Below are 20,661 nucleotides of genomic sequence, written 5' to 3' on the forward strand. Positions count from 1 at the left end.
CCAATTACTGCCCAACGTGTTGATCTACAAGAGATTTGCCAATCCCTGCCTAACCATTATACCAAAGATCCTTGCCAGTATCCTGCCTAAGAACACCTAAGATAGTACCCCCTTTAGTACCCCCTTCATCACCTGTAAAGGCTTCTGAATCCAAAGCGTACTTTGCAAGCATAGAAACTGTTTGCTAGCTTGAACTTGCAATACAAATAAACAGGGAACAAACGAATGAAAAAGATTCTTGCTAGCGTTGCACTTCTAGCTGTAAGTAGTGGTGCATTTGCTCAGGAGACATATTTAGAAAAAGATACATTGATCTGTTTCAGTGAAGAAGCATACGACAGACAAATCAGATATCTTAATCAAGGGGTAAGGAAAGTTATTGATGGCTGTGGTATTACAAAGAAGGAATACAGAGTAATACCCATGGAATACAATACATTTAGTGCTTCAGTTGTTGAGGTTATAGAGTTTGGTGAAGTGGTTTATGTTGGGAATAATGGTCTTGATATAAGAGACTAAGAAAACGCCCCTGTCTAATTATCTGGCAGGGGCTATTAAAATATCTACATTTGAATAAGAATATCTATACTTTTTGTTCTGCGAACATTCTCCCTAATTGTTTAATCTAGTTAATTCTCAAGCTGCGGAAACGGAGAATCTGACATAGTGCATAGCGTGCAAAATCATAAAAACAGGGTAAAGGATCAGGTGCCTTATCGCTTAAATTAAAAGAGTGGTTAAAATTAACACCATTTTCACCCTTCATCAATAAAGGCATTAATGCATCAGCTTCACGGGCAACAATCTCAAGCCACGCTGTTTCTGCACTTCTCTCAGTATAACCAGCGCCAAGACGCTCCTTCTCTTCCTTAAGCTTTCTCAACACTCTTACTGTTTCATCCCCATCGCTTCTGAGCAAAAGCCTGTTATAGTCCAATGAAACCCAATAATAAGCCCTTGTTCGCTGTATATTTTCTTCAGAGTAATTATCAGACAAGTAATCAGCAAATTTCAAATAGGCTTCTTGCAAATCTATATCAAGGTCATCGCCCGATATTATCAAGAAGAAGTTATCTACCCCTAGATTTACTTCAAGGGCGAATACAAGTTTTTTATAAAAGTCCCTAATATTATCGTACTTCTCTCCTTTCAGGTAAGAACTTAAAATATTACTTAGATCATGATTCTGTGAAGCCATCTTTATCTCCATGTTGGCTAAATTGACCAGTACAGCCTAGCAGAAACACCTAATCTATGCCAAAAACCTTTAGAACTTCCCTTGCAACAACTTCCCCGGTAGACATACACAAAAAATAGGCTTTATTAGGGCTTTTTAAATAGGGATTTTAGGGTGATTTAAAGCGTAAATTGCTAAAGGCGATGGATGGGTTAACCACGCCCGACCGCCCCTTTCGAAGATTATTTCACAATATCCGCCAGTTACATTTAGATACAAAGCATTGAAAGTAAACTTGACAGCAACTCGATAATAGTATCTCAAAGCGTTGAAAAGCCCTGTATATGGGTTCGTATAACCACCCTTATGTTAAATAAGGTTTAAACGTTAGCTATAACTGAAGCCTTTCTAATCTTACTTCGAATTATTTTGTAACTGATTGTATAGGGCCGGGGGTGCTTAAAAAGGATATGGGGAGGATTTTTTAATATATTAGCTGTGAAGGAAATTCGAAGCATTAAATGGCAGGAAATTTTAAGGGCAAACCCCATAATTAATATTGCCACCCTATTTAAAATAACCTCACGACTATTTAACACTATGCTGAAGCTATGCTATAGGTAACCCGTTACCGGCTTTTGGACTCACTTAACAGGCAATGCAACATTATAACAATACATACACAGCTGTATCTATATATTTATAAGCATTAAAAAGCCCCTAAAAGGCTTCTACCAATTAGGGGCTTAATAGTCGGAGACTTTTATCTCCTACATAGGTGCTCAGTGATAACTTTCTAGCTTATCTAGGCGTTTATACATCTCATCATACCTATTATATAGTTCAATTTGATACTGTTCTACATTGTTAAATGCCTCTTGAATCTCTTGGTAATCACCTAACCAGTTACCTTGCAGGTTTGCACTAAAGGAGCCAACAAGGAAAGATAGAAATACAGCAAGAGCAACAGTTTTAAAGTTCATTATAGTTATTTCTCCGTAATAGCCTCTGACATACTTGCCCCACGAATAAGGCTGGTGATGTTATTTGAAAACCTCTCTTCGATCATATCGGTAAGCTCGCTAGCATCCTGGTTATACCCATCAATTTGAATGCTAACAGGGGCTTCGATATTGTATTGGTGAGAAGGTTTGGCAAGCATATGGGGGGGTGCTGGGGGATTGAGAGCCCTTCTAGCGGATTCCCTATCAATAACAACATTACCAAAGGGAAGCTTGTTAGGATCGACACCGCCTTGACGATTAAGAAGGGGTTTCATTGAACCTTGGTTCATAAAGTCTTTAGCGGCATCCATAGGATTAGGGATAGTCACCCCTGTAAGCCTTTCAATAACACTGAAAATAGAATCAGTAACGCTAGAGAACATATCAATAAGCGGGTTAGCCATTGCTGCCATTGACTTCAAGACCTTGATAAAGAAGTTACTATCCTCATCACCCCAGAGGGTTCTAATCTCTCCAATAGTATCAATAACACCACCAAAGAAAGCCATAAGGGCTTTTCTAGGGGCGTTGATAATATCACCAGCGGTAGAGGTAACCTTATCAATTTTATCCTGATTCTTGATGTACCAGCCTGCTAGATCGTTTACCCGTCCTGCAAAGTCTTCAATGGCTGGGCCAAGGTTGCTTGTAAGGTTTTCAGAAAGAAGACCAATAGCTTTTAGGGTATCTTCTGAAGCTTTCAGAGCATCGTTAAGGCTTTCGAACATCTCCTTTACAGCCTCGTCAAGCACTGCCCTATTGGTAATGATATGAGAGGCATAGCGGGTATTTGAAAGCCTATTCTGCTGTGCCCTGCTGGACTGTCTAGCTTGTTCTATGGCATCTCCCTCATAAGCCCTTGCACGCATAAGCTTGAACATCTCGGGCAGTACACTTGCCGCTCGAATCTCACCATTAGAGATACGCTTATTCATCTGCTCAAGGTTATCCCAGAGGCCGACATTCTGACCGGCTTGGAAGAGCATTTGATTAGAGCCCGCTAGAGCCTCTGAAAGCTGGCCTCTAACTTCCTCCATTGAGATAACACCTTTAGAAGCCATGTCAGAAAACGCTTTCATAGCCCTTTGGAGTTCTTCGGGAGAAGTCTGAATTGATGTACCGTATGCCTGAATAGCCTCAAAATACCCCATAGCATTACTTGCAAGGGGGGTCCCGAGAAGGTTAGCCGACCAGTTCCTAAAAGAATCAAGATTGCTTTTAAGGTTGGTGCCGTAATACTCAGAGATACCCGCAAGCATCTTGATTTGATCGTTAGCACCTTCCAGGGAGCCCGTAATGGCTGTTAAAGCCGTCTGCATCGCTTCGAAGTGCTGGTATTGCTGGTTAGACTGCAAAGCCCCCCTACGGGCCATGCCAGCCCCCATAACACCACCGACAGCGGCAAGGGGACCGGCAACCATCCTGCCACCAATCGCCAGCATTCCCGAACGCATCCTTTGCCCAGCATTGTTAGCCGCATTGGTCATCGTTTGGCGACGCTGGTTAGAAAGAATGTTGTTGGTTGCCCTGGATCGTTCAGCATTGTTCGCTCGATTAGCTGCCCTGCCGACCTCTCGATAATCCCTAGCAATTTCATTAAGGAGGCGTGAACGTTTCTCTAGGGAAATATTACCTTCGCGGTAAGCCTGATTGACTTTGTAATAATCGTTGCGGATTCTTTGAAGGTCGCCCCGGTGACGATTATAACGACGTTCCAAAGCTGTTAGGGCTGCTGTTTGTTTCTTAGCACCTTTGGTAAAGGCTTTCTGTACCTTGTCCCCTGTCTTCTGAATATTCTTCTGTGCGATACCTAGGCGCTTTTCGTATTCTTTGAGTTTTTTATAATCTACTCGAAAATTAAGATTGGCCGTAAGGTTAGCCATATTGCCAGACATAATATTTTACCTTTGTTATTTTAAAGAAGTGTTCTACCGCCAATATTAGATAGCCGTTTCATATCCTGTTTAGTGTTACCAATCTTGATGGTAGGGATAAGGCGACCTGTAGAAAGGTGGGCATAAGCACTAGAAACAGAGTCCATAATGTCATCCTTCTTGCGACGGGTAGAACGTTCACCATCGAAGGACTCCAGCTCGGAAAGGTGTTCATCATTGAATACGTGCTTAACAAAACTAACTTTCCCTTCCTGTGCAGCAATTAGAAAGGGCTCTGCTTTCCTAAGCTTGCTCTTAGAGGTCTTTTCAACAATAACCCTAGACTTGCATTCAGACATTAGACGGGACTTCAAAGAGTCTGCCAAAATCTTTCCCGCCGACCCTGGATCTTGCGGCAGGATTTGATATACAGATTTCCCATCGTCCTTAGCTGTCTGGATCATCCTTGAAACGACACCAGCGGAATTCTCTTGAAAGCGTTGCATATCGAGAATATAAAAAGAACCATCTTCCTTGTCGTATGCTGCTTTGATGCCTACCGTATAATCTCCGAAATTATCTTCGCCCTCTTCAGCCTTTGCAGTGCTTGCTAAGTCCCACGCCCTTACGATGGGAAGCCCTAAAGGTACGTCGGAAAGCTTGCATACCTTCAGCATATCCCTTTCTAGGTACCCATTAGAATCACTGCTGCTGTACCAATTACCGTAAAGTAAACGCTGTTTTTCTTCGTCTTTAAGGTTTTCTAGAGAGGTTAGGGAGAAGCTATCGTATTTGAGAACGTAAGGATTGGCGAAGATATTAGCATTGAAACTTGTAAAGGTAAGGGCATTGTCTGCCATAGCCTTACCGTACTTCCTCTTAATCTCTGCTCTCGTCTTGAAGAATTCGTAAGAGCCGCCAACCATCACCATTAGACGTTCTACACCATGCATGTCTTCACGGTGGAAGCCCTCAGAATCTAGATAGCCGCCCTTTTCAAGCCAGTTGCAAAGGAAGCTAGAACGGTTGGGGTTGCCAGTCATCTTAAGGGATTTCTTTTGTTTAGACTTACCCCTAAGACGCGATATCAAATAGGAAACGTCTTCTTCTTCGATTCCCTCTTCTGCCGCTTCATCAATCAAAATACGGGTATTGTTGGAACCCTGGTAATCCCCAATATTATGATTGCCTAGGTGGTGGTATTTGATAGAAGACCCGACAGGAAATTTAAAGGTCATTTCCACTTGGTTAGAAGAGCCTTCAAACTTGGGGAAAAGCTTCATAGACATATCAAACAAGCCACCAGACTGTTTGATTTTCTTTTGTGAAGTCCTGATAACTGTAGAGGTGAAGTGTTCATCATCGACAGCACCGATGAGAAGATCAATTAGGCAGAGGTAAGACTTACCCGAGTTCTGACCACCTGACCAGAGCACAATATCTGAGGTGCAATTTATAAAATTTTCTTGAGTAATTGAGAGCGGGGCTAGGACTTCTACGTTATCTGCTAGTTCTTCTTGGGGGATCGAGAGGGTAAAATCTCGCTGTGCTTTCTGATACATTATTCTTATTCTCTCCTTTCAAATACAAAAAAAGGGGAAAGGGCAAAGACCCAATCCCCCTAGAAGAAGCTTCTTTATTTACGGAGTGAAGGAGATTTCCACCGTAGCGCCGAATTGCTCAAGCACCGGGAGGGTATTCTGTTCACTGGAAACTTCGATATAGCGGTCTTTCGGATCACGGTAGGAACGTGCGAACCGCTTAGCACCGCCACGACCAAGCCCGCTAAGGGTGCTCTCAGGGCCATAGAAGACACGGCCAAGGGTAGTACGGGGCAGGAGCACACCAGAGTCAGCCGCCAGAGGTTGAACGCTAGTACCGTCCTTCAGGCCGAAAGAATCGTCATAGAGAACAACAGTGGTATTGCCAATCTTGAAGGTGCTGTACCCGTTAGCAATCTCGCCCAGTTCGCCAAGCAGCGGGTTGGGAGAAGCAAGATTCAGTTCATAGGCTCGGACAACATCACCGTTACGGATCATCCATTCGAAGAGGTCTTCACCGGCCAGCATGATATAACCCTGGACACGGCCACCATTGTTAAGCCCTGCTTTAGCCTTCTTCTGGGCGCTGCGCAGGCTGGCGAGGGTGTCACCGGGGTTGGTATAGGTGAAAGACTCAGTCGGCCTTGTAACACCAAATTCGGCGGCCATATCAATCGACCCAAAATGGTCAGTAGGCACGACACCGGAAATGGTCATTTGAGAAAGCATAAACTCTTCGTGAAGATCGTGCATTTCTGCTTGGGTTTCCAGTTCATTAGCCACGGCTGCGCTAACAGTCTCTTCCTGCTGAGAGTTGAAACCCCGAACACCCGCCAGCTTTTCACGTCCGATGGTACGTTCTACCGGATAGTGAGGAATGGCGATGGTATGAATATCGAAACCATTTTCAGGGGTAGTGTTCTTCTGTGCTACGTTGCGCAGATGATCGTCAAGAACGTGAAAGCTGTTGTCCCGCACGTCGAATGAGATGGCGTCGCTCCCCACGGTTTCAGCACGGTACATGCCAAGTGCACCCATAAGGCCCGGCTTAAAAGGAACCTTGGAAATTGCTGAGGTTTGGTCGATAACTTTGGTATTGTCTAGAATTGCCATTTTAATTTTATCCTTTTACTTTATATTTATTGATTAACTACAATAATTCCGGCATCCGCCAGAAGTGCGTTAATATCTGCCTCTACTGCGGTGCCATAGGAAAGCTTTTGATAATCGACACTAGAAGGATTTCCGCGAACCATAAGACGAACATTTGCAGTACCGCTAGTATCCTTAGCGACGATGCCGAGCACTTCAGTAGAGGTGCTAGAAACGGCAGTTGTAGCATTCTCAAGGATGGTGCCTTCTGCAAAGGTGCCGGTAACTTCGACTTCATCAAAAGCCATGTTGTAATCGCCGTTCATCTGAACGATAAAGTTTTCTGATTGCTTTACATTAGTTTCAATCTTCATTGGATTGGACTCCATATTTTTCTGAAAGGATTTTATCTACAAGGTTAACTTGCTCGGTATCTTCCTGAACGTCTTCTTGCTTAGCATCAGGATCGGTCTGTTCTTCGAACTTGGTTTTATGCTCTACAAGCTTTTCAATCTCGGTTTCTTTTGCCGATAGCAGTTCTAAAAGAACATCTGTAAGGTCTGGGTTATGATCGTAAACAAGTTGGAAAGCTGGAATAATCTTATCTACGATCTCTTCGGAATAAGCATACTTAACAAGCTCTTCACGAAGGTAAGTGTTATCCGCTGCCTTTGCTACGCTCTCCATTTCTTCAACTTCTTTCTTTTCTTTAAAGCTGGAAAACTCCCGCATTAGCTCCATAATTCCCGCCATTATTCACCCCCGAAAATATCTGTAATTTTTGACCAATCTTTCTGTCCGGCATTAATAATGATTGGCGCTTTCTTCTTTCCGTAGCGTCTACTTTTAAGATCGTTCAAACGCTTTTGAAGGAAGGTTAAATTTTGACCGTATGCCTCATAGCTACCTGCGCGCTCCCTGGTGGGGCTGAGTGCGATAACGTTGATGGTGCTTTCTAGAACTTCGATTGCTGTTTCAATCTCTGAGAGCCCGCTATCTAGATGCCATTGGTAAATAGAATCATCGAAGAACGGTTCATCGGGCTCTACGTCGCCTGTCAGCAGCCTTACACGGCCTACCGCTGTAGTTGGATCAATAGCCATGGTTAAAGCTCCTTACGGTCGTCTAGGCGGTCTGTAGCGTCTGCCTTGGGGGTGGTATCAAGCTTCTTTGAGTAATCCGCTTGGGGAGCCTTCCCGATTTCCCTAAGGTGCCCTTCTAGGGTTTCGTCGGGGGTTACTGCCCCTGCTTGGCAAAGCCGCTGCCAATACTTTGAAACGGTTTCCCAATCAACGGGCTCAATCTCTTCAAATTCAAGGCCGGGGATACGCTTGTCTTCCAGTCCATTAAGATCAAAGGCGACTGCAATAGCTTTTTTGAACTCATCTGAAATGGTTTCTTCAATCGCACGGCAGAACATCGAAAGAAGGTTTGTCTTACTCTCAGACAGTGCGAAGGAGCCACTACCGGAATTGCCAAGGCTCAGCAGGCTTGTTTGTAGTGCTAGAAGCATTTCATCGTTAAGCCTATTGATCGTGGTGTTAGCGTTGTAATCGCTGTTGATCGTCTCTGAAACCGGCTTAACTTCAAACTGGCGTGTTCCACCATCGTAAATATCTGAAGGAAGCATTACATAGGCGCTTTTCCCAGAGTGCAAAAGTTCTGTCTGCTGAACCAGATGGTCCATGTAAATCGCCTCAGAACTTGAAGGATCGTTAAGGTAAGATTCGATGTAAGAACTCGGGACAGAAACAGAAAGAATATTTCCGTAGGCTTTTGAAATCCCCACTAGCTGATATTCGCTTACCACGACCTTTTGCTTCCAGCTTGACCAAACGCCTTTAAGCAGTGAATGACCTAGCGGTGAATCCTGGTCCCCTTGCAGGGTGAACATCAACAGTTTTGAACCATCAATATTCGTCTGAGTCGCTGCAACATCATTAATCAGGCTATCGTTGTCAGGCTTGTTCAGGGTCACGCCGAGAAGCTCGCCACGCTTCATACGGAATTTATTAACTGTCGTCAGATGAATCGGGGAAATATTCTTGAAGACATACCGATTATCTACACGGTGCATAGTCAGTTCATTTAGTGAAGCACCGTATTCCAGCATGGAAAGAACATTGTTCAGTAGCTTTCGCTTAGAGTATGGCTTAAGGCTGTTCAGCGATTCGTTAAGGGCATCAATAACCGCTTTTTCTTTTTCTGTACTCTCAGGGTGGTAACTAATTTTAAAATCCCTGTTCAGCAGCCCTTTAAGGAAATTCATAGAAGCCGAGATGATCGGATCGAGGGACATTTCCTTATAGGTGAAGAAAGCCTTGTTGATGTTCAATTCTTCCCGAGACAGATTCAAAACGGTATTTTCAAGATGGATCGGGGAACTTTTCTGATTGGTATATGAAACCATTATTTACCTCTCTTTTTTGTTGTATTTATCCAGACCGGACTTAACCTTGCCGAGCCACCTAGGGAAATCTATTCGGTATTGCGAACCTTTAATCCCTACGAATTCCTGTGATTTTTCCCAAAGAAAATAAAGATCGTCGGGATGGTGCTTAAACATATGTTCCATAAACAGGAAAGTCCCCCTGGTAGCGGGGGCACTGTACATACGATCTAGAAAAATCAATGTTTCGATATCTTCAAGGGATTGGTAGGGGCAATCTGTACACGGTTCCTTAGGAAACTCTTTAACTTGTCTTCGTCGTTTCTCAGCCATATACGGTTGTCTCCCTCCCCTCTTTCAATTCCTTTTCAATCTTCTCCCGGTACATCCTAAGAAGCGTTGCAATTGCTTCACTGTAGGTAGATGCAAAATTATGATGCTGGGCAAGCTGGAAAAGAGCCTTGATAGTCTGGTCTTGAAAGTACCTATGACATTCGTAAGGATCGACAAAGGAAGCCTTTTCGTAGGTATCGAAGAACTCCCCAAAGAAACAGACAGGAAGGTATTCCCCCGTATGCTTTTCAGTTACACCCAGAGGAAGATGGGGGCTAATATTCTGTAGTTGATCAAGACCGACAAAGAATAAATTAATAAACTCGGGGACATGGGTAGGAATATCTTGTTCGGTATACATTACTTATCCCCCTTGAGTTTTACCATTGCAATTTACACAGCACCCATTAACTGTATATCTAATGGTTTTCTGTTGCTTGCAGTGCTTGCAATGACCACCAATGTAGTAACGCATATTGTACTTTTTGGCGTCGGCCCTGCTCATGAATGTAATTCTGTTATCGTTGGCAGTTTTGTTGCGCGACATAATAGTAATCTCCATTACTGTTTTTTGGTTTTGTTTGGAGCAGTAAATAGCTCCCCTATAAGCTCTTAAAAAGAACTGGTGCCCTCGGGCTTGGAGGGACCGTCAACAGACACCAGTTATGCCGCCTTGCTGCCAACAAGGACTCTGTAAGGCTTTGGAGCCTATAGGGGAACTATTAATCAGAGGGATAAAACCCAGCTACATAGCTCCCTTGCTAAACGGCTGAAGATAGCCGCAGGAGAACGCAGAACTATTATTTGAATAGCTGGGCTTTTGCCGAATACCTAAATGCCTTTTAAGATTAGATACTCAGCGTTAGAAAGCCGCCTAGCTTATAAGGAACGACTCTCTAAGATTGAAAGTGAAGGTGTCTTACAACGGGAGGCTCGATACAACCTTTATCCCAATGTTCCTGCACTCTCAATATTGCCAAGGAGAACCAAAGAGGGGAAAACCTCGGCAAATTCTTTTAAGACATATCTCTAACCAAGTCTTGATAGGCTGGTGAAAGTGTAATGTCTGTCTTACTTGTCTCTGCTAAATCCCGTAACAGATACCATTCGGAACAGGCTTGCTCTCTTGTCTTGGTCATATGATAAGACCAGACATAAGAAGGACAGATAGTAACTTTAATCTTTCCGAAAGGGATATCAGGATTAGTCTTGTTTGTTTCGTATTCAATAAGCTGTTTCTTCACAAGAAAGGAAAGCGTATTGATAAGATTATAAGGTGTTACTTGAAGGTGATCACAAAGATACTGTCTTTCTACTGTAAAGCTCGAACCGTATTGAACAAGTTCGGAAAGTCTTTTAAGCCGCTTGTAAGTATGCTTGTCGAACTTAGGAAGTTTATCAAAATTCTGAACTGAAAGGCCCTTGCTGATACAATAGATTAAATCAATGTTGTTGTTTATTGCCATATTAATTACCCCTGTTGTAATTCTGTTGAAGTCCCCACTTTAACAGGGGGTTGATTGGAAGATTTAAAAGGGTGCTGTTTTTCGTTTGCTCTTTCACCCTATCATAAAGCATTATTTATTAGTTGTAAAGTAAATAATAAAGATTCTCGTTTGAGGCTTTAGATAAGGTTTTATAAAAGCCTTCCTACTCCTCTCAGTGTAAGGGGTATTATATTAATTGTCAATAGATAATAATGATTCTCATCTAGATTTTACAATCTTTTTTGCTTTAACACCACCATATTCAAGGTATAGGTCTTTGATATCTTTAATGTCTTTGAATTCAGGATTTTTTTCAATCCATTTATTAAAGTTAATGTTCTTCTTACGTTGCTGATACCATTCCCGCTTATACTCTTTCCGGTACTGTTCGTAAGCCTCATCAACAGCATGACCACAGGTAGGACATTCTTGCTTAGACATTGGATTTATCTCCTTCAAAGTTTTCTATAGGGTTTTTACCTTGTTTTCTTCGATTAAAAGGAACCTACCCGCTTGCCTAGGGTAAGACCTCAAACGGTTTTTAAGGTGTTTTTTGTACTAATAAAACCCCTATTCGGATTGAACACGGGGCTTATCATTGGTGGGCTTCTTCTTGTAGATCGAAATAAGGTCATCAAAGGGGTTTGGTACGTTGTCTTCATCCTCTCCCCAGACCAGGAAGAACCTACAATATCTCTTGTTGTTTTTCATTTGGTTGTACCTTGTTGTTATGCTGCCTTCTTCATAGCTTTCAATTTTCGCTTTAGAGCTGGGCCACCATGTTCAATGTAATCTTCAAAGCTGAAGCATTCGGCACCGGGATTGTTGTTCTTCCATTGCTTAAATTGCTGCATCTTGGTCCTACGCTCTTTAGCGCCCATGCTGAGCACCTTAGAAGTACCCTCGACCTTGCCCTCTGCTACCTGCCTCTTGATCCCTGCAAGCCACTCCTGAGCCATCTTCCGCATTCTCGGGGACAGGATCACCGCCACCATATCTTTTCCGCTGTCACGATCACGGATACAGCCCCTAAAAAGCCACTGTAGAAGGCTGGACAGTGCCCAAGCATCACCACTGATAGAATGGCCACGCTTTGCAAAGTAACTGTGAACACTCGGCATAAGGTGCTTATCCAGCCCGTACACCATCAGACGACAGTTAGCATATTCGTTTGTACCAAGGGTGGTATGAGAAAGAAACGTAACAGGCTCTACACGATTCTGAGAGTCTTTCCTTTGCCATTTTCCCACCTTGATAGTTTTATACCAATCAACCATGTCTTCATTGCCGACATTCCTAAAGGTTGTAAAAAGGATATCTTCAATAGGAACATCATATTCAGCCATTGCAGCTTTGATTGATTGGTTAAAGTCTTTCTTCAAATCTGAAACGTCTACGTTCTTCATCTGATTCTTGGAAAGACCGCTAACACTGTAGTGATCAGGGATAATCAAATGCTCTGCAATGTATTCATAGACTTCAAGAATACTTTTGGTATCAGTATCGAGCATCTTCCAACCAATATTATTGACTTCAAGGTAATTCGCCATAATGCTTGAAGACCACCGATACGTCATAACAATTACGCGATCAAAACAGTTAAGGAAATCAAGAGGTACTTCCATCACCAAATATTGATCATCAATAAAGAACAGCATACCAGTATCGCACAAGTCTTTAAGATATTCGTGATGGGGATACTTACCTGTCATTTCATCTTTAAAACTGTTCCACTTAACAAGCCCTGTTGTTTCATTGACCACGATATATTCATTTTCAACATCAGCTTGAAGGGCTTCTTTAGGGAGCCTCTTACTGTTAACAGGTTTTACAAGATCAATGGTTTCATCAAGAATCAACACCTTCTCACCTTTCCTAAGAGGCATGTTTGTAATAGCCCCCATATGATCAGCTTTAAGATTCTCGAACATTGAATGGGTTGTTACAACAGAACCTTTACGCTTTTGAAGAATGTTCTGAAGATCAACACTTTTAGAAGTCTCTTCATCGCAAGGTTCAATAAGTTGGTTATTCTCAGGAAGAACACCATTACAAGCATCAATATAACGATTTACTTCATGCAGATAGGGAACCACTACAAAATAGAAATCATCTACGTTTGATTGAATAGTCTTGATTGCTGAAGTAGACTTACCAGCACCCATAATCATATCCATAACTTCAACTTTCATTTATTTTTCCTCTTTGGTTTTTACAATAGAAATCCCCACCAGTGTTATTGAACACAGTGTAAGAACATTAATTTAAGGTTTAGTATTTATACAAAAGGGAATCTCCGGAAAGCTCTATAGAGCCCCGGTAGATGTCTTTTGAAAATCTAATGCCTATATACCTATTTGACCATGTAAAAGGGTAGTCTGTCAACCCCTTTGAGAACCTTTATCATTTGTATAAACCAATTTTCCTACATCCGGGAAATGGAAATCAGTACATTTCGAGGAAGGTACTTAACACGATCGTGACAGAAGCCTGCAAAATCAAGGCTTTTAGAGTATTTTAAAGGTCTAATTTCATTTTTCCTACATCCCTAAGAGAGATATTATTTTTTAGAAGTTCCGTTGTTAATTTCTTGGTGACGGTGCCTGTAGGTGCCTTGTCTATCTCTACAAGGATCACCAGGGAGCCTAACACGACCCTTACAGGGGAAAAGGGATGATGGATGACATGGGGTGCATCCCTTCCTTAGAAAGCCTTAGAAGGGCTTGTAGGGGGCTTTACAGTGATCCTGTTGATCGTGTTGCCTCTGGCAGATTCTCAACAAGGCTTGTAAAGGTATCTACAGCGAACATTAAAAAAGGGGGGATGACTTGATGTCATACAATCCCCCCAATTAAAAAGACTCTTATAGGCGCTTTATACTTAAGTGTTAACTAAATCAATTACCTCTTTCAGTGTCTTAACATCAAACCTTTTACCATATCGTGAGTAACTTATAGACCCTGAAGAATGCCCTAACAACTGTGCTGTTACGTGTTCCTCTACCATCTTATGTTTTAATTCTGTTGCTACAAAGTGCCTGAAACTGTAATAAGAAACCTTATTGTTAGGTGTCTTGATACCAATGTTTCTTAACAGTGTTGAAAACCATTTACTTATGCCACCCCTATAACCATTGGTGTTGGTATATTTTAAGTTAGGGAATAATCGTTCTTTCTTAGAACCAACATAAGTAAGAATCCCTTTATCCAACAAGTGTTGGTGTATTGGCACTAACCTTTCAGATGATAGATTCTTAACGTTTTGATCTTCCCTATCAGATGTAATATTGAAACACCAAACATCTTGGTATTCTATAACATCTGAAACATACATCTGGCAGACCTCATTAAGTCTTAATCCTGAGTATGCACCAATAAGAATAACCCAATATTGTTCTTCTCTTAGTGTTCCCTTGTTATCTTCAAGGTAATCAATGATCGTGTTAACCTCTGAGGGATTAAAAGCATCCCTTAAGGAAGCTACATTAACCCTTTGCTTTATAGCCAAGCCTTTAAAGTGATTATCAGGAATCAATTGTTCCTTTAGTGCATAATCGAACATAGCACTAGTATTCCTTAACCAATTATTAACAGTAGAGATAGAGACTTTACCCTTACCCCGCACCTTGTCCATTTTTAAAGCTTCCTGCTTAAACCTCTTAGCATCATCAAGGGTTATTTCATCAATCCTTTTATCACCAACAACAGAAACAAGAGTCTTTAGTATTACCCTTTTATCAATAATAGACTTGGGGCGTATCCCTTCAAGTGTTAGGTGTCTAACATAGTCTTCAAAGAACACGGTTATTATTGGTGTCCTATTGATTGGTGTATTTTCTGTGTCCAACTTCAAAGATTCCATTACTTCAATGAATACCTTTGGTAATCTCCTATTAGCTTCCCTATAACTCTTGGTGCCAAGTGATTGCCTAATCTCACGTTTGCCAATATCTTGCCTATTGCTCTCAGGAACTTGATACCTGAAGTACCAAACCCCATGCCTAGACTTTAGTAGATACGCCATTAGTATTCCCCTTAGTATCACTTTGGTATACAAGGGATGGCAAAATCCTTAAGAATCAACTTGTTAGGGTTTATAAATCAATTCCATTACATCGAGTTCCCCGACCGCGAGACCATGCAGGCGATCGTCGACGTGCACTTCCCGGAGATCGCCCCGAAGCTGGTCGGCGAGGCACTCGAGGTGTTCTTCGACCTGCGCCAGGCGCCGGGCCTGAAGAAGAAGCCCTCGACCTCGGAGCTGGTGGACTGGCTGAAGCTCTTGATGAGCGACGACCTGGCTCGCGAGGCGCTCTACGGCCGCGACCCGGTGAAGGCGATCCCGCCGCTGGCCGGGGCACTCGTCAAGAACGAGCAGGACACCCAGCTCCTGGAACGGCTAGCGTTCATGCTGCGCCGCCAGGGCAACCCGAGGCGCTGAGCGATGTTCATCGGCCTGTTCGAGACCCTCAAGCGCCATGGCGTGCCGGTGTCGCTGCGCGAGCTGCTCGACCTCCACGCGGTGGTGGAGCGCGGCGTGGTGTTCGCCGATATGCAGGCCTTCTACCAGCTGGCGCGCACGGTGATGGTCAAGGACGAGCGCCACTTCGATCGCTTCGATCGCGCCTTCGCCGCTTGGTTCGAGGGGCTGGAGAGCCTGGACGCCGCCATCGAGGCACTGATTCCCGACGACTGGCTGCGCCGCGAGTTCGAGAAGCGGCTCTCCGAGGAGGAGAAGGCCCAGATCGAGTCGCTGGGCGGGCTGGAGGCGTTGATCGAGACCTTCAAGCAGCGCCTGAAGGAGCAACAGGAGCGCCATGCCGGCGGCAACAAGTGGATCGGCACCGGCGGCACCAGCCCCTTCGGCGCCCACGGCTACAACCCCGAGGGCATCCGTATCGGCCAGGACGGCTCCCGCCACCGCCGCGCGGTGAAGGTGTGGGACGAGCGGCGCTTCCGCGACTACGACGATAGCCTCGAACTGGGCACCCGCAATATCAAGATGGCGCTACGCCGGCTGCGCAAGTTCGCCCGCCAGGGGGCGGTAGAGGAGTTCGACGTCGACGCCACCATCCGCGAGACGGCCCGCGACGCTGGCCTGCTCAACGTACGGATGCGCCCCGAGCGCCACAACGCGGTGAAGGTACTGCTGCTGCTCGACGTGGGCGGCTCCATGGACGACCACATCCGCACCTGCGAGGAGCTCTTCTCGGCGGCACGCTCGGAGTTCAAGCACCTGGAGGCCTACTACTTCCACAACTGTCTGTACGAGGGGCTATGGCGGAACAATGCAAGGCGCCATCATGAGCGCATCCCGACCCTGGACGTGCTGCATACCTATGGCGACGACTATCAGGTGGTGATCGTCGGCGACGCCGCCATGTCGCCGTACGAGATCACCCATCCCGGCGGCAGCGTGGAGCACTTCAACGACGAGGCCGGGGCCGTGTGGCTCAGGCGCCTGATGGAGAAGTTCCCGCGCCTGGCGTGGCTCAACCCCATGCCGCGGCGCGCCTGGGAGGTCACCCACTCCACCCGGCTGATCCGCGAGCTGATCGACGATCGCATGTACCCCATGACCCTGGAGGGGCTGGAGAGCGCCATGCGGGAACTGGCTCGGTAGGCGCATATAGCCCTTATGGGCTATATATTGCCATTATAACCTTTTAAGGCTATTAGATTGATAAATAGCCCTCCAAGGCTATCCTTGAGGCGAGAGCCCCGGAGGACCTGCCATGCCACAGCGAATCGCCGTGCTGACCGGCGACGTGATCGACTCGCGCAAGATCGACGACCGACCTCGCCTCTACCGGCTGCTGGATGAGAGCCTGGCCGAACTGGCCTCCCTGCATGGCGGCCACGGCGAACGCTTCCGTGGCGACGGCTTCCAGCTCGCCCTGCCCCGGGCGGCGCCGGCCATGGAGGCGGCCGTGGCCCTGCGGGCGGCGCTGGTCGAGCACTCCGAGCCCGACCAGCGCTGGGATGCCCGCATCGCCGTGGCGGTCGGGCCGGCAGAGCGCGGCATCGCGGCGGCCGACGGCGCCACCTTCGTGGCCTCGGGTCGCGCCCTGGATGCCCTGGCCGACACCAGCGCCCACCTGTCGCTGACCCGGCTGGACGCGCCCGAGGACCCCGGCCTCGCCCTGCTGGTCCGCTTCATCGACGACCTGCTCGACGGCTGGTCGCCCTACTCCGCCGAGGTCGTCGGCCTGAGCCTGCGCCATGATGCCTCCCAGCAGGCCCTGGCCGAGCGGCTCGGCATCCGCCAGCCCAGCGTACACAAGCGTTTGCGCGCCGCCCGCTGGGCCCTGCTTTCCGACACCCTCGACTACCTGCGACAGCGCCTCGCCGACGAGGAGGGCACGCCATGAGCGCCGATGCCCTCTCGTTGCTCATGGGGCTGGTCCTCGCCCACCTGGTCGGCGACTTCCTGCTGCAACCGCGTACCTGGGTGGAGGAACGCTACCGGCTGCGCCACCGTTCCCCGCGCCTGCTCCAGCATGCCGGCCTGCATGGCCTGCTCGCCGGGGGTGTGCTGCTGATGGCGAGCGCGGCCACGCCCCGGGGCCTGGCCGCGGTGCTGCTCGGCGCCCTGACGGTGGCCGCCAGCCACTGGCTGATCGACCTGGCCAAGGCCCGACTGCCGGCCGGCGAACTGCGCTGGTTCCTGCTCGACCAAGCCAGTCACCTGCTGGTGCTGCTGGGACTCTGGCTGGCCTGGCTCGGCAGCCTGGCCCCGCTGCGCGAGCTCGCCGCCTGGCTCGCCTCACCGACGGTGCTGGGAATGGCGGCCGCCTACCTGCTGGTGACGCGCCCGCTGTCGATCGCCATCGCCCTGGTCATGCAGCGCTGGAGCGAGCAGCTCGAGGAGACCGGCACCCTGGCCAGCGCCGGAGCGCGCATCGGCGTGCTGGAACGGCTGCTGGTGCTGACCCTGGTGCTGCTGGACCAGCTCACCGCGGTCGGTTTCCTGCTCGCCGCCAAGTCGGTGCTGCGCTTCGGCGACCTGCGCGACTCCCGCGACCGCAAGCTCACCGAATACGTGCTGCTCGGCACCCTGCTCAGCGTCTCCACCACCCTGGTGCTGGGCATGCTGGTGCGCCTGCTGCTGCTCGAGGGCTGACCAGGGCTCGGCGGGAACACCGTGTGAGCACAAGCTTTTGCCGCCTCGGACGGCGAGCCGTACAATGCTCGGTCATTGCCGCCGACCTGCGCGGCCCCCGATTCCGTCACCTGTACGAACACGCTCGAGGAACCGCCGGACCCATGCGCGCTAGCCAACTGTTGATCGCCACCCTCAAGGAAACCCCCGCCGACGCCGAGGTCATCAGTCACCAGCTGATGCTGCGCTCGGGGATGATCCGCCGCCTCACCTCCGGCCTCTACACCTGGCTGCCGCTGGGCCTCAAGACCCTGCGCAAGGTCGAGCGCATCGTGCGCGAGGAGATGGATCGCGCCGGGGCCCAGGAGGTGCTGATGCCGGCGGTGCAACCCGCCGAGCTGTGGCAGGAGTCCGGCCGCTGGGAGCAGTATGGCCCGGAGCTGCTGCGCCTCAAGGACCGTCACGACCGCGACTACTGCGTCGGCCCCACCCACGAGGAGGTGATCACCGACCTGGTGCGCAAGGAGATCGCCAGCTACAAGCAGCTGCCGGCCAACTTCTACCAGATCCAGACCAAGTTCCGCGACGAGATCCGGCCGCGCTTCGGGGTGATGCGCTCCCGCGAGTTCATCATGAAGGATGCCTACTCCTTCCACGTGGACGAGGCCTCGCTGATGGCGACCTACCAGGTGATGTATGACGCCTATGTGCGCATCTTCACCCGCCTGGGACTGGACTTCCGTCCGGTGATCGCCGACAACGGCGCCATTGGCGGCACCGGCTCCCACGAGTTCCACGTGCTGGCCGACTCCGGCGAGGACGACATCGTCTTCTCCACCGAGTCCGACTACGCCGCCAACATGGAGAAGGCCGATGCGCTGCCCGCGCCACTGGGCAGCGACGCCCGGCGCCTGGCCCCCGCCGAGGAGCTGCGCCTGGTCGACACCCCGCATGCCCGGACCATCGCCGCCCTGGTGGAGCAGCACGACCTGCCCATCGAGAAGACCCTCAAGACCCTGATGGTCCACGGCGCCGAAGGCGGCCTGGTGGCTCTGCTGGTGCGCGGCGACCACGAGCTCAACGAGGTGAAGGCCGAGAACCTCCCCGCGGTGGCCGCCCCGCTGACCATGGCCAGCGAAGAGGAGATCCGCGCCGCGGTGGGCGCCGGCCCCGGCTCGCTCGGCCCGGTGAACCTGGACATGCCGATCATCATCGACAGCTCGGTCGCCCTGATGAGCGACTTCGGCGCCGGCGCCAACGTCGATGGCAAGCACTACTTCGGGATCAACTGGGAGCGCGACGTGGCGCTGCCCCCGGTGTATGACATCCGCAACGTGGTCGAGGGCGACCCCTCGCCGGACGGCAAGGGCACGCTTTCCATCAAGCGCGGCATCGAGGTCGGCCACGTCTTCCAGCTGGGGCGCAAGTACAGCGAGGCAATGAACGCCACCGTGCTCGGCGACGAAGGTCGTGCCGTGCATCCCTGGATGGGCTGCTATGGTATCGGTGTGACCCGCGTCGTGGCCGCCGCCATCGAGCAGAACCACGACGCCGCCGGGATCATCTGGCCCGATGCCATCGCCCCCTTCCAGATCGCGATGGTGCCGATGAACGCCCACAAGTCGCAGCGGGTGCGCGAGGAGTCCGAACGGCTGTATCAGGCCCTCATCGCCGCCGGCTTCGAGGTGCTGCTGGACGACCGCGACCTGCGCCCCGGCGTGCGGTTCGCCGACCACGAGCTGATGGGCATTCCCCACCGCCTGGTGGTCGGCGACCGCGGCCTGGACAAGGGAGAACTGGAGTACAAGGGACGCCGTGACAGTGACGCTACCATGGTACCGGCCGCGCAGATCCTCGACTTCCTGGGCGAGAAGGTCGCTCGCTGAGGGCTACCGGGCCGCCGCCCTGGCGGCGGCCTGCTGCCTCTGGGCCAGCGACGCGCTGGCCCAGGGCGACGACTTCATCGCCGCCCTGCCTGCCTCGCTGTCACCCGGCCAGCCCGCGCCTTTCGTGCGGGCCCTGCCGGAGACCCCCGCCAGCCTGCGCGGTACCCTCGACAGCATCCGCGGAGCACCCGTGGCGCCCGCCGAGATCTGGGCCGCTCGCCAGTGGCTCAATGACATGGCGCCGCGCCTTGCCCGCTACCTACCGGAGCCGGCAAGGCGTCGTGAACTGCTGGGCCGCATCCACCATGAGGCACGGCTGGCCGGCCTGGCACCGGAGCTGGTGCTGGCGGTGATCCAGGTGGAGAGCGCCTTCCAGGCCGAGGCCGTCTCCTCGGCCGGCGCCGTGGGCCTGATGCAGATCATGCCGTTCTGGATCCGCGAGCTGGGCCTGCCGGCCGACGACCTCAAGGACCCGCGCCGCAACCTGCGCTATGGCTGCACGATACTGGCCCATTACCTGGCCGTGGAGGGCGGCGACCTGACCCGGGCACTGGCACGCTACAACGGCAGCCTGGGCAAGACCTGGTACCCGGAACGGGTGATGCGTGCCCTGACCCGCCACTGGTCGCCGACGAGCCCCGCCCCGGTGCACACTACCGCCGAGCGCTGACCTCAGGGCGCCCGTTCGATCCCGACAGACGAAAAAAAGCCGACCCAAGCGGGTCGGCTACTGGGGGGAAAGCTCCCCCCTCCCCTGACGACTCTTGACGCGGCTGG

General features: G+C 49.4%; 21 protein-coding genes and 1 pseudogene. 7 read left to right on the top strand and 15 right to left on the bottom strand.

The features are described from left to right. Window positions 1–225: 225 nt before the first annotated feature. Window positions 226–519, top strand: a complete 294-nt coding sequence (locus OP498_RS15885; protein WP_280554352.1) for a hypothetical protein — start codon at window positions 226–228, stop codon at window positions 517–519. Window positions 520–625: 106 nt separating this feature from the next. On the opposite strand, the gene OP498_RS15890 is transcribed toward OP498_RS15885, so the two are convergent. The 15 genes from OP498_RS15890 to OP498_RS15960 all read right to left on the bottom strand — a co-directional run bounded on the left by OP498_RS15890 (window position 626) and on the right by OP498_RS15960 (window position 14,953). Then, the gene (locus tag OP498_RS15890) at window positions 626–1,198 is read right to left on the bottom strand and encodes a hypothetical protein (RefSeq protein ID WP_280554353.1); all 573 of its coding nucleotides are present in this window, start codon (window positions 1,196–1,198) and stop codon (window positions 626–628) included. 761 nt (window positions 1,199–1,959) lie between these two features. Continuing rightward, window positions 1,960–2,160, bottom strand: coding sequence for a hypothetical protein (locus OP498_RS15895; RefSeq protein WP_280554355.1), 201 nt, complete (start codon window positions 2,158–2,160; stop codon window positions 1,960–1,962). 5 nt (window positions 2,161–2,165) lie between these two features. After that, entirely contained in the window at window positions 2,166–4,076 is a 1,911-nt protein-coding gene (locus tag OP498_RS15900; RefSeq protein WP_280554356.1) for a tape measure protein, read from the bottom strand. A gap of 20 nt (window positions 4,077–4,096) precedes the next feature. Next, entirely contained in the window at window positions 4,097–5,617 is a 1,521-nt protein-coding gene (locus OP498_RS15905) for a phage terminase large subunit (protein WP_280554358.1), read from the bottom strand. 78 nt (window positions 5,618–5,695) lie between these two features. Then, window positions 5,696–6,709 (bottom strand): major capsid protein, encoded by a 1,014-nt coding sequence (locus OP498_RS15910; protein WP_280554360.1) that lies wholly within the window; start codon window positions 6,707–6,709, stop codon window positions 5,696–5,698. A gap of 26 nt (window positions 6,710–6,735) precedes the next feature. Next, a complete protein-coding gene (locus tag OP498_RS15915) occupies window positions 6,736–7,062 on the bottom strand; it encodes a hypothetical protein (RefSeq protein ID WP_280554362.1) in 327 nt (108 codons plus the stop codon). Beyond that, window positions 7,052–7,420, bottom strand: coding sequence for a hypothetical protein (locus OP498_RS15920; protein ID WP_280554363.1), 369 nt, complete (start codon window positions 7,418–7,420; stop codon window positions 7,052–7,054). Before OP498_RS15920 ends, OP498_RS15915 begins: the two co-directional genes overlap by 11 nt. Before the next feature lie 20 nt (window positions 7,421–7,440). Continuing rightward, entirely contained in the window at window positions 7,441–7,791 is a 351-nt protein-coding gene (locus OP498_RS15925) for a hypothetical protein (RefSeq protein WP_280554364.1), read from the bottom strand. 2 nt (window positions 7,792–7,793) lie between these two features. Continuing rightward, window positions 7,794–9,098, bottom strand: a complete 1,305-nt coding sequence (locus OP498_RS15930) for a hypothetical protein (RefSeq protein ID WP_280554366.1) — start codon at window positions 9,096–9,098, stop codon at window positions 7,794–7,796. A gap of 3 nt (window positions 9,099–9,101) precedes the next feature. Next, window positions 9,102–9,410 carry a hypothetical protein gene (locus OP498_RS15935; RefSeq protein WP_280554368.1) on the bottom strand — a complete coding sequence of 103 codons (309 nt, stop codon included), beginning with the start codon at window positions 9,408–9,410 and terminating at the stop codon, window positions 9,102–9,104. Continuing rightward, complete coding sequence (locus OP498_RS15940; protein ID WP_280554370.1) at window positions 9,403–9,771, bottom strand: hypothetical protein; 369 nt, start codon at window positions 9,769–9,771, stop codon at window positions 9,403–9,405. The genes OP498_RS15935 and OP498_RS15940 overlap by 8 nt, the downstream gene beginning before the upstream one ends. 655 nt (window positions 9,772–10,426) lie before the next feature. Continuing rightward, complete coding sequence (locus tag OP498_RS15945; protein ID WP_280554372.1) at window positions 10,427–10,876, bottom strand: hypothetical protein; 450 nt, start codon at window positions 10,874–10,876, stop codon at window positions 10,427–10,429. Window positions 10,877–11,116: 240 nt separating this feature from the next. Beyond that, window positions 11,117–11,338: a hypothetical protein gene (locus OP498_RS15950; RefSeq protein ID WP_280554373.1), complete on the bottom strand. Its 222-nt coding sequence runs from the start codon at window positions 11,336–11,338 to the stop codon at window positions 11,117–11,119. A gap of 287 nt (window positions 11,339–11,625) precedes the next feature. Then, on the bottom strand, window positions 11,626–13,089 hold the full coding sequence (locus OP498_RS15955; RefSeq protein ID WP_280554374.1) for a hypothetical protein: 1,464 nt from the start codon (window positions 13,087–13,089) through the stop codon (window positions 11,626–11,628). A gap of 688 nt (window positions 13,090–13,777) precedes the next feature. Next, the gene (locus OP498_RS15960; protein ID WP_280554376.1) at window positions 13,778–14,953 is read right to left on the bottom strand and encodes a site-specific integrase; all 1,176 of its coding nucleotides are present in this window, start codon (window positions 14,951–14,953) and stop codon (window positions 13,778–13,780) included. A gap of 48 nt (window positions 14,954–15,001) precedes the next feature. On the opposite strand from OP498_RS15960, the pseudogene OP498_RS15965 reads away from it, so the two are divergent. The 6 genes and pseudogenes from OP498_RS15965 to OP498_RS15990 form a co-directional block, all read left to right on the top strand. Beyond that, a pseudogene (locus OP498_RS15965) lies at window positions 15,002–15,337 on the top strand (ATP-binding protein); the annotation flags it as partial. Window positions 15,338–15,340: 3 nt separating this feature from the next. Then, window positions 15,341–16,519 (top strand): VWA domain-containing protein, encoded by a 1,179-nt coding sequence (locus OP498_RS15970; RefSeq protein WP_280554377.1) that lies wholly within the window; start codon window positions 15,341–15,343, stop codon window positions 16,517–16,519. A 112-nt stretch (window positions 16,520–16,631) separates the two neighbouring features. Further along, window positions 16,632–17,267 carry a hypothetical protein gene (locus OP498_RS15975; RefSeq protein ID WP_280554379.1) on the top strand — a complete coding sequence of 212 codons (636 nt, stop codon included), beginning with the start codon at window positions 16,632–16,634 and terminating at the stop codon, window positions 17,265–17,267. Next, window positions 17,264–18,019 carry a DUF3307 domain-containing protein gene (locus OP498_RS15980; protein ID WP_280554380.1) on the top strand — a complete coding sequence of 252 codons (756 nt, stop codon included), beginning with the start codon at window positions 17,264–17,266 and terminating at the stop codon, window positions 18,017–18,019. Before OP498_RS15975 ends, OP498_RS15980 begins: the two co-directional genes overlap by 4 nt. Before the next feature lie 143 nt (window positions 18,020–18,162). After that, complete coding sequence (locus OP498_RS15985; protein ID WP_280554381.1) at window positions 18,163–19,884, top strand: proline--tRNA ligase; 1,722 nt, start codon at window positions 18,163–18,165, stop codon at window positions 19,882–19,884. A 154-nt stretch (window positions 19,885–20,038) separates the two neighbouring features. After that, window positions 20,039–20,554: a lytic transglycosylase domain-containing protein gene (locus OP498_RS15990; protein WP_280554387.1), complete on the top strand. Its 516-nt coding sequence runs from the start codon at window positions 20,039–20,041 to the stop codon at window positions 20,552–20,554. The last annotated feature ends 107 nt before the right edge of the window (window positions 20,555–20,661 follow it).

The organism is Halomonas sp. 25-S5 (assembly GCF_029889845.1).
In the GTDB taxonomy this organism is placed as follows: domain Bacteria; phylum Pseudomonadota; class Gammaproteobacteria; order Pseudomonadales; family Halomonadaceae; genus Halomonas.

What these genes read in the sequence shown, in the direction of transcription:
- OP498_RS15885 (WP_280554352.1), top strand. Translation starts at nt 226, where the DNA reads ATGAAAAAGATTCTTGCTAGCGTTGCACTTCTAGCTGTAAGTAGTGGT.
- OP498_RS15890 (WP_280554353.1), bottom strand. Translation starts at nt 1,198, where the DNA reads ATGGCTTCACAGAATCATGATCTAAGTAATATTTTAAGTTCTTACCTG.
- OP498_RS15895 (WP_280554355.1), bottom strand. Translation starts at nt 2,160, where the DNA reads ATGAACTTTAAAACTGTTGCTCTTGCTGTATTTCTATCTTTCCTTGTT.
- OP498_RS15900 (WP_280554356.1), bottom strand. Translation starts at nt 4,076, where the DNA reads ATGTCTGGCAATATGGCTAACCTTACGGCCAATCTTAATTTTCGAGTA.
- OP498_RS15905 (WP_280554358.1), bottom strand. Translation starts at nt 5,617, where the DNA reads ATGTATCAGAAAGCACAGCGAGATTTTACCCTCTCGATCCCCCAAGAA.
- OP498_RS15910 (WP_280554360.1), bottom strand. Translation starts at nt 6,709, where the DNA reads ATGGCAATTCTAGACAATACCAAAGTTATCGACCAAACCTCAGCAATT.
- OP498_RS15915 (WP_280554362.1), bottom strand. Translation starts at nt 7,062, where the DNA reads ATGAAGATTGAAACTAATGTAAAGCAATCAGAAAACTTTATCGTTCAG.
- OP498_RS15920 (WP_280554363.1), bottom strand. Translation starts at nt 7,420, where the DNA reads ATGCGGGAGTTTTCCAGCTTTAAAGAAAAGAAAGAAGTTGAAGAAATG.
- OP498_RS15925 (WP_280554364.1), bottom strand. Translation starts at nt 7,791, where the DNA reads ATGGCTATTGATCCAACTACAGCGGTAGGCCGTGTAAGGCTGCTGACA.
- OP498_RS15930 (WP_280554366.1), bottom strand. Translation starts at nt 9,098, where the DNA reads ATGGTTTCATATACCAATCAGAAAAGTTCCCCGATCCATCTTGAAAAT.
- OP498_RS15935 (WP_280554368.1), bottom strand. Translation starts at nt 9,410, where the DNA reads ATGGCTGAGAAACGACGAAGACAAGTTAAAGAGTTTCCTAAGGAACCG.
- OP498_RS15940 (WP_280554370.1), bottom strand. Translation starts at nt 9,771, where the DNA reads ATGTATACCGAACAAGATATTCCTACCCATGTCCCCGAGTTTATTAAT.
- OP498_RS15945 (WP_280554372.1), bottom strand. Translation starts at nt 10,876, where the DNA reads ATGGCAATAAACAACAACATTGATTTAATCTATTGTATCAGCAAGGGC.
- OP498_RS15950 (WP_280554373.1), bottom strand. Translation starts at nt 11,338, where the DNA reads ATGTCTAAGCAAGAATGTCCTACCTGTGGTCATGCTGTTGATGAGGCT.
- OP498_RS15955 (WP_280554374.1), bottom strand. Translation starts at nt 13,089, where the DNA reads ATGAAAGTTGAAGTTATGGATATGATTATGGGTGCTGGTAAGTCTACT.
- OP498_RS15970 (WP_280554377.1), top strand. Translation starts at nt 15,341, where the DNA reads ATGTTCATCGGCCTGTTCGAGACCCTCAAGCGCCATGGCGTGCCGGTG.
- OP498_RS15975 (WP_280554379.1), top strand. Translation starts at nt 16,632, where the DNA reads ATGCCACAGCGAATCGCCGTGCTGACCGGCGACGTGATCGACTCGCGC.
- OP498_RS15980 (WP_280554380.1), top strand. Translation starts at nt 17,264, where the DNA reads ATGAGCGCCGATGCCCTCTCGTTGCTCATGGGGCTGGTCCTCGCCCAC.
- OP498_RS15985 (WP_280554381.1), top strand. Translation starts at nt 18,163, where the DNA reads ATGCGCGCTAGCCAACTGTTGATCGCCACCCTCAAGGAAACCCCCGCC.